Origin of the sequence: Ramlibacter sp., assembly GCF_013697775.1 — a bacterium.
Taxonomy (GTDB): Bacteria; Pseudomonadota; Gammaproteobacteria; order Burkholderiales; family Burkholderiaceae_C; genus Ramlibacter.
Window position 1 is genome coordinate 1 of the sequence record NZ_JACCWG010000103.1, and the last position, 6,171, is coordinate 6,171.

General features: G+C 65.5%; 3 protein-coding genes, 2 tRNA genes and 2 pseudogenes. All 7 read left to right on the forward strand.

Annotated features, from left to right (window positions below):
- Positions 1–123: pseudogene (locus H0U68_RS05455) on the forward strand (IS630 family transposase); the annotation flags it as partial.
- Positions 120–665, forward strand: a pseudogene (locus H0U68_RS05460) (isocitrate/isopropylmalate family dehydrogenase); the annotation flags it as partial. The pseudogenes H0U68_RS05455 and H0U68_RS05460, both read left to right, overlap by 4 nt.
- Positions 666–924: 259 nt before the next feature.
- Positions 925–1,197 (forward strand): HU family DNA-binding protein, encoded by a 273-nt coding sequence (locus H0U68_RS05465; protein WP_013901776.1) that lies wholly within the window; start codon positions 925–927, stop codon positions 1,195–1,197.
- Positions 1,198–1,214: 17 nt separating this feature from the next.
- Positions 1,215–1,290: transfer RNA gene (locus H0U68_RS05470), tRNA-Val, on the forward strand.
- A 64-nt stretch (positions 1,291–1,354) separates the two neighbouring features.
- Positions 1,355–3,286 carry a SurA N-terminal domain-containing protein gene (locus tag H0U68_RS05475; RefSeq protein WP_296353452.1) on the forward strand — a complete coding sequence of 644 codons (1,932 nt, stop codon included), beginning with the start codon at positions 1,355–1,357 and terminating at the stop codon, positions 3,284–3,286.
- A 28-nt stretch (positions 3,287–3,314) separates the two neighbouring features.
- Positions 3,315–3,390: transfer RNA gene (locus H0U68_RS05480), tRNA-His, on the forward strand.
- A gap of 732 nt (positions 3,391–4,122) precedes the next feature.
- Positions 4,123–6,057, forward strand: coding sequence for a sensor histidine kinase (locus tag H0U68_RS05485; protein WP_296353453.1), 1,935 nt, complete (start codon positions 4,123–4,125; stop codon positions 6,055–6,057).
- The last annotated feature ends 114 nt before the right edge of the window (positions 6,058–6,171 follow it).

Here is a 6,171-nt window from a genome sequence, read left to right on the forward strand (position 1 = left end):
ATCGACCATTTCGTCAACGCTCACAACCAAAACTGTCAGCCGTTCAAATGGACTGCGACCGCCGATTCGATCCTTGAAAAGCTGCATCGACTTTGCTCACGTATTATCGGGACAGGACACTAGCGCAGAGCCGCCCGAAAAAGCACCTGACCAGCGCGACCAAGTCCAACGGCATCGCCATCACCATGCCCTACTGGGACGAGCGCGTGGCCGAGATGGCCAAGGCCTATCCGCAGGTGGCGCTGGACAAGTTCCACATCGACATCCTCACCGCGCACTTCGTGCAGCGGCCCGACTTCTTCGACGTGGTGGTGGCCAGCAACCTGTTCGGCGACATCCTGAGCGACCTGGGGCCGGCGTGCACCGGCACCATCGGAATCGCGCCCAGCGCCAACCTGAACCCGGACCGCACCACGCCTTCGCTGTTCGAACCGGTGCACGGCTCGGCGCCCGACATTGCGGGCAAAGGCATCGCCAACCCGATCGGCCAGATCTGGTGCGGCGCGATGATGCTGGAGTTTCTGGGGCACAAGGACGCGCACGACGCGGTGCTCGCCGCCATCGAGAAAGTGCTCGCGCCGGGCAGCGGCGCGCCGCGCACCGCCGACATCGGCGGCACCGCGGGAACGGCGGACCTGGGGCGCGCCATCGCCGGCGCGCTGTAGTGCGCTTGCCGCGTTGCAGCACGGTTTTTGGGCATTCCCGCCGCGCGGACACTGCGGATTTGCGTCTAGAATCCGCCTCCGCGCTGTCGGATAGCCACAGCCAGGGCCGCTCTTGTTGACACGCCTGGGCGCGCTGGCTCTAATCGCCATCAAGCGGTTTCGGCCGCGAACAAAAGTCTTCCGAATTCCTGGACACCGCGCCTCAGAGCGCGCCAGCGAGACACTCTGACCAACTCTTTTCTCTCTACGAGGGGCCCCTGTGAACAAGACCGAACTGATCGAGCACATCGCCAAGCATGCCGACATCTCCAAGGCCGCCGCCACACGCGCCCTTGAATCCATGATCGGCGCCGTCAAGACCACGCTCAAGAAAGGCGGCTCGGTGTCTCTGGTCGGTTTCGGCACTTTCGCGGTGGGCAAGCGCGCCGCGCGCAGCGGCCGCAATCCCCGCACCGGCGCGCAGATTAAAATCAAGGCTGCCAAGGTTCCCAAGTTCCGTCCCGGCAAGGCGCTCAAGGATGCGCTGAACTGAAACGGGTCTTGTCGGTGGGGTGCTTAGCTCAGCCGGTAGAGCGGCGCCCTTACAAGGCGTAGGTCGGCGGTTCGATCCCGTCAGCACCCACCACCCCCGAGGAAGGCGAACGCACGGTTCGCCTTTTTTGTTGTCCAGAGAGAACGCGAGTCTCCCCATGTTCGATTTCGTCCGCAAGCACAACCGGCTGATGCAGCTGCTGCTGGTGCTGTTGATTTTTCCTTCATTCGTGCTGTTCGGCCTGGAGGGCTACAACCGTTTCAAGGAACGCGGCGAAGCCGTGGCGAAGGTGGACGGCCAGGAGATCCTGCAGGCTGACTGGGACGCCGCGCACAAGGCGGAGGTCGACCGGCTGCGCCAGCAGATGCCCACCCTCGACGCCAAGCTGCTGGACTCGCCCGCGGCGCGCTACGGCACGCTGGAGCGCCTGGTACGCGAGCGCGTGATGATCGCCGCTGCGGAAAAGAGCCACCTGTCCATCAGCGACCCGCGCGTGGCGCGCGAGATCAACCGCAACGAGGTGATCGCCTCGCTGCGCGGGCCGGACGGCAAGCTGGACATGGCGCGCTACCGGCAGCTGCTGTCAGGGCAGGGCATGACGCCCGAAACCTTCGAGGCGCGCGTGCGCGCCGACCTGGGTGCGCGCCAGGTGCTGTCGGGCCTGACCGACTCCGGCCTGGCGACGCCGTCGCAGGCCAGCGTGGCAATGGGCGCCTACTTCGAGCGGCGCGAGGTGCAGGTCGCGCGCTTCGACCCGGCCGAATACGCCGGCAAGGCCGTTCCCACCGACACCGACCTCGAAGCCTTCTACAAAGCGCACCCGCAGCAGTTCCAGGCGCCCGAGCAGGCCAGCGTGGAGTACGTGGTGCTGGACGTCAACGCGGTGACCGCCGGCGTCGCGGTCAACGAGCAGGACCTGAAGACCTATTACGAGCAGAACGTCGCGCGCCTGTCCGGGCAGGAGGAGCGCCGCGCCAGCCACATCCTGGTGGCCGTGCCGAAGAACGCGCCGCCCGCCGACCGCGAGAAGGCCAAGGCGAAGGCCGAGGAACTGCTGGCCGCGGTGAAGAAGAACCCCGACAGCTTCGCCGAAGTGGCGAAAAAGAATTCGCAGGACCCCGGCTCCGCGACGCAGGGCGGCGACCTGGACTTCTTCGCGCGCGGCGCCATGGCCAAGCCGTTCGAGGACACCGCGTTCGCGCTGAAGAAGGGCGACATCAGCGGCCTGGTGGAAACCGAGTTCGGCTACCACATCATCAAGCTCACCGACCTGAAGACGCCCAAGCAGAAAACCTTCGAGGAAGTGAAGCCGCATCTGGAAGCCGACCTGAAGAAGCAGCAGGCGCAGCGCAAGTACGCCGAAGTGGCCGAGACCTTCAGCAACACGGTGTACGAGCAGGCGGACAGCTTGAAGCCCGTGTCCGACAAGCTGAAGCTGGAAGTGAAGACGGCCGCCAACGTCACGCGCCAGCCGGCGCCCGGCACCACCGGCCCGCTGGCCAACCCGAAGTTTTTGGCCGCGCTGTTCTCGCCCGATGCGACCGAGAAGAAGCGCAACACCGAAGCGGTGGAGTTCGGCCCCAGCCAGCTGGTGGCCGGCCGCGTCGCGCAGTACGCGCCGGCGCGCACGCGGCCCCTGGTCGAGGTGAAGGACCAGGTGCGCACGCAATGGATCGCCGAGCGCGCCGCCGAGCTGGCCCGCAAGGACGGACAGGCCAAGCTGGCCGCGTGGAAGGCGGCGCCCGCCGGCGCCACGCTGCCCGAAGCGGTGGTCGTGTCGCGCCAGGACCCGCAGAAGCTGCAGCGCCAGGTCGTCGAGGCGGTGCTGCGTGCCGACCCCGCGGCGTTGCCCGCCTGGGTGGGCGTGGACCTGGGCGCGCAGGGCTACGCGGTGGCCAAGGTCGGCAAGGTGCTGCCGCGCACCGCGCCGCCGGCCGACCAGGCCAAGCAGGAGATGGACCAGTACGGCCGCGCCTGGGCCTCGGCCGAGAGCATGGCGTACTACGAGCTGCTGAAGGAACGCTTCAAGGTGCAGATGAAGGTGCCCAAGCCGGCGGAAACAGCGCTCGCGGCGCCGCCGGGGCAGTAAGCAGGCGGCTATAATACGGGGCTCTACGGTGGCTGTAGCTCAGTTGGTAGAGTCCCAGATTGTGATTCTGGTCGTCGTGGGTTCGAGTCCCATCAGCCACCCCAAAAAATGCGAGTAAAAACAAGGACCTTCGGGTCCTTGTTTCGTTTCAAGGGCAGTCCAGGGGCGAAATGCGCAGCCGCAGCGCCTTCCCCCAAAGGGATGAAGGCGGAGCGATAAAATGCATGCATTGACAGTTCGCAACCTCCCCGAGCCCGTGGGTGCAGGAGTGAAGCGGTGCAACGGATTCGGGACGGTTCGCGCCGCTCGGACAGATCGCACTGCGCGATCATGACCAGGGCGGCGGCGCGCCTGGCCTGCGGGGCTAGCGCTTTACCTGGACGTGGGTGGCCTGTACCTGAATCCCCCCGAGCGGGCGCTGGTACTCAGTTGCGACGAGAAGAGCCAGATTCACTACAAGCGCCACGGCACGTCGCATCGAATGGCTCAAGCTCCTGCGGCTCATCGACCGCGCACGGCCAGGCATCTGAGCCTGCATCTGATCGCGGACAACCACGCCACGCACAACCACCCCGTTCATCTGGACGGCCAGTGCTTCGGACATCCTGGCCAAGGTCGCCAGAGCCAAGGCTGCACTGCCTGCGGTCTTACGATAAGTACAGAACAGAGGCGCGCACTACGCTTGCGAGGTTGACCTGTCTGATGCCATGAAATGGGCTTATTACACGCCCTCGCGGCGGCGCCGGCTGTTGCCTTCGGGGAAATGGCTGTCTGGTAGCCGCATCTGCGATGATCAGCTACCTGACGTTCTGCAGGGTCGATGGAGCCCGAACTCGATGGCCATTTTCTCCTCGATGCTGCGTTCCGCGAGCATCAGCAAAAACTTGTTTTTGTTAGTGCTCGGCACGCTGCTGCCGGTGGTGCTGTTCTCCGCCGGACTGGCCGTGGTGCAAGCCCGGCAGGAGCGGCAAACCTTCGAACGTGGAATGCACGACCGCGTGGTCGCGATCACAAGCGCCATCGACGCCGAGTTGCGGGCCACAGTGGCCGCTCTGCGCATACTGGCCGAGAGCCAGGCGCTCGCCGACGGCGAGCTCGAAGGTTTCCACGGCCTGGCCCTGCGGGTCAAGAATCTGCGTCCCGAGTGGGTGACTGTGATTCTGGCTGACGCCAACGGCCAGCAGCAGGTCAATGCGGCGCTGCCCTACGGCGCCGAACCGCTACGCACCGAAGAGAGCGCCAGCTTCGAGGCCGTGGTGCGCACAATGCAACCGGCTATCGGCAGCTTATCGGCGGGCCCGCGCGGTCTGCAACAAGCATTTCCGGTACGCGTGCCGGTGCTGCGCAAAGGCCGACTGGCCTACGTGCTCACCGCGGTGGTCGACCCGGTGGTCATCTCGGGCCTCCTGCGCGAACAGGGCATGCCCAATGACTGGGTTGCTTCAGTAGTCGACCGGCGACTCCTGCAGGTGGCCCGCCTGCACCAGGGACAGGTGCAGGTCGGGGTGACGGTGGCGCCGGCGTTTCATGCCGCGCTCACCTCGGGCGCCGCCGAAGGGGCCTACAAGGGCGGCACGCTGGAAGGTACGCCCTCGTACGTGACTTGGCGGCGCTCGGCCTTTAGCGGCTGGTCTGTGGGCGTTGGCGTTCCGGCCAAGAGCGTCGAGGCCAGCGCTTGGCGCTTCCTTGTCCTCGGCTTGCTGGGCGTTGGTGTGTCACTGGCGCTAGCGCTACTGCTTGCTCGTATCCTCGCTCGTCGCATTAGCGAGCCCGTAGCACTACTTGCCGACCAAGCGCGCGCGATGCGGCGTGCAAACTACAGCTCGTCTGTGCAGCCCACGCAGCCCATAACGCCACCCGACGAGCAGCATGCCCTGGCAGACACTTCGCCATGTCGCGAGGCGAAGACCGGGTCGGCAAAAAAACTGGCCATGAGGGAGCTGCGCGAGCTGCAAAGCGCCCTTGGCGACGCGGCACAAGCGATGCAAGCGCTCGGCCTGGCACGTGCGCAAGCCGAAGGTGCCAACCGCGCCAAGGACGAGTTTTTGGCCATGCTAGGCCACGAACTGCGCAATCCCCTCAGCGCGATCACCGGCGCACTGCAAATTCTTCGCTTGCGACCTGAAGGCGCCCCCGCCATCTTGGCGCAGGGGGTGCTGCAGCGGCAGACCGCGCATATGACGAAGCTCGTTGACGACCTGCTCGACGCCAGTCGTGTTAGCAGGGGCAAGATTGACCTCGAACGGCGGCCGCTCGACTTCGCCGCACTGGTGCAGCGGGTGGCCGTGCAGCTGGTCGGCAGTTCCTCCAAGCACCAGCTTGATCTGCAACTTGAACCCGCCTGGGTGTCCGGCGACGACACGCGGATGGAGCAGATCGTTTCCAATCTGCTGACCAATGCGATGCGCTACTCGCCAGCCGGCGGTGCCATACAAGTGGTGCTTGCACGCTCCGCCGGCCGCGTTGTGCTCACTGTGCATGACGAAGGCGTCGGCATGTCCGCCGAGCTGTTGCCTCGAGTGTTCGACCTCTTTGTGCAAGGTGAGCGAGACGCGGCACGGTCACAAGGCGGCCTTGGCATCGGGCTCACGCTCGCGCGCCGACTGGCCGAGCTACATGATGGCTGGCTCGATGCCCACAGCGACGGCGAGGGGCGAGGCAGCACATTCACGCTGAAGATGACGGCCATCGAACCGCCGTCAAGCATTGGGCCAAGGGCGGTGACCGGCGACAACCATGCGGTGCGGCGGCTCGAAGTGCTACTAGTGTAGTGCGCGCGAATTAGTTGAACTTTCGCTCGAAGGCATACTCCGATGGCCAAGGGGGTGTGATGCCATGCGGGTCGCCAAGTCGATTGAGCTGGATGGGCAGACGCAGCAGGAGCT

What these genes read in the sequence shown, in the direction of transcription:
- H0U68_RS05475 (WP_296353452.1), top strand. Translation starts at nt 1,355, where the DNA reads ATGTTCGATTTCGTCCGCAAGCACAACCGGCTGATGCAGCTGCTGCTG.
- H0U68_RS05485 (WP_296353453.1), top strand. Translation starts at nt 4,123, where the DNA reads ATGGCCATTTTCTCCTCGATGCTGCGTTCCGCGAGCATCAGCAAAAAC.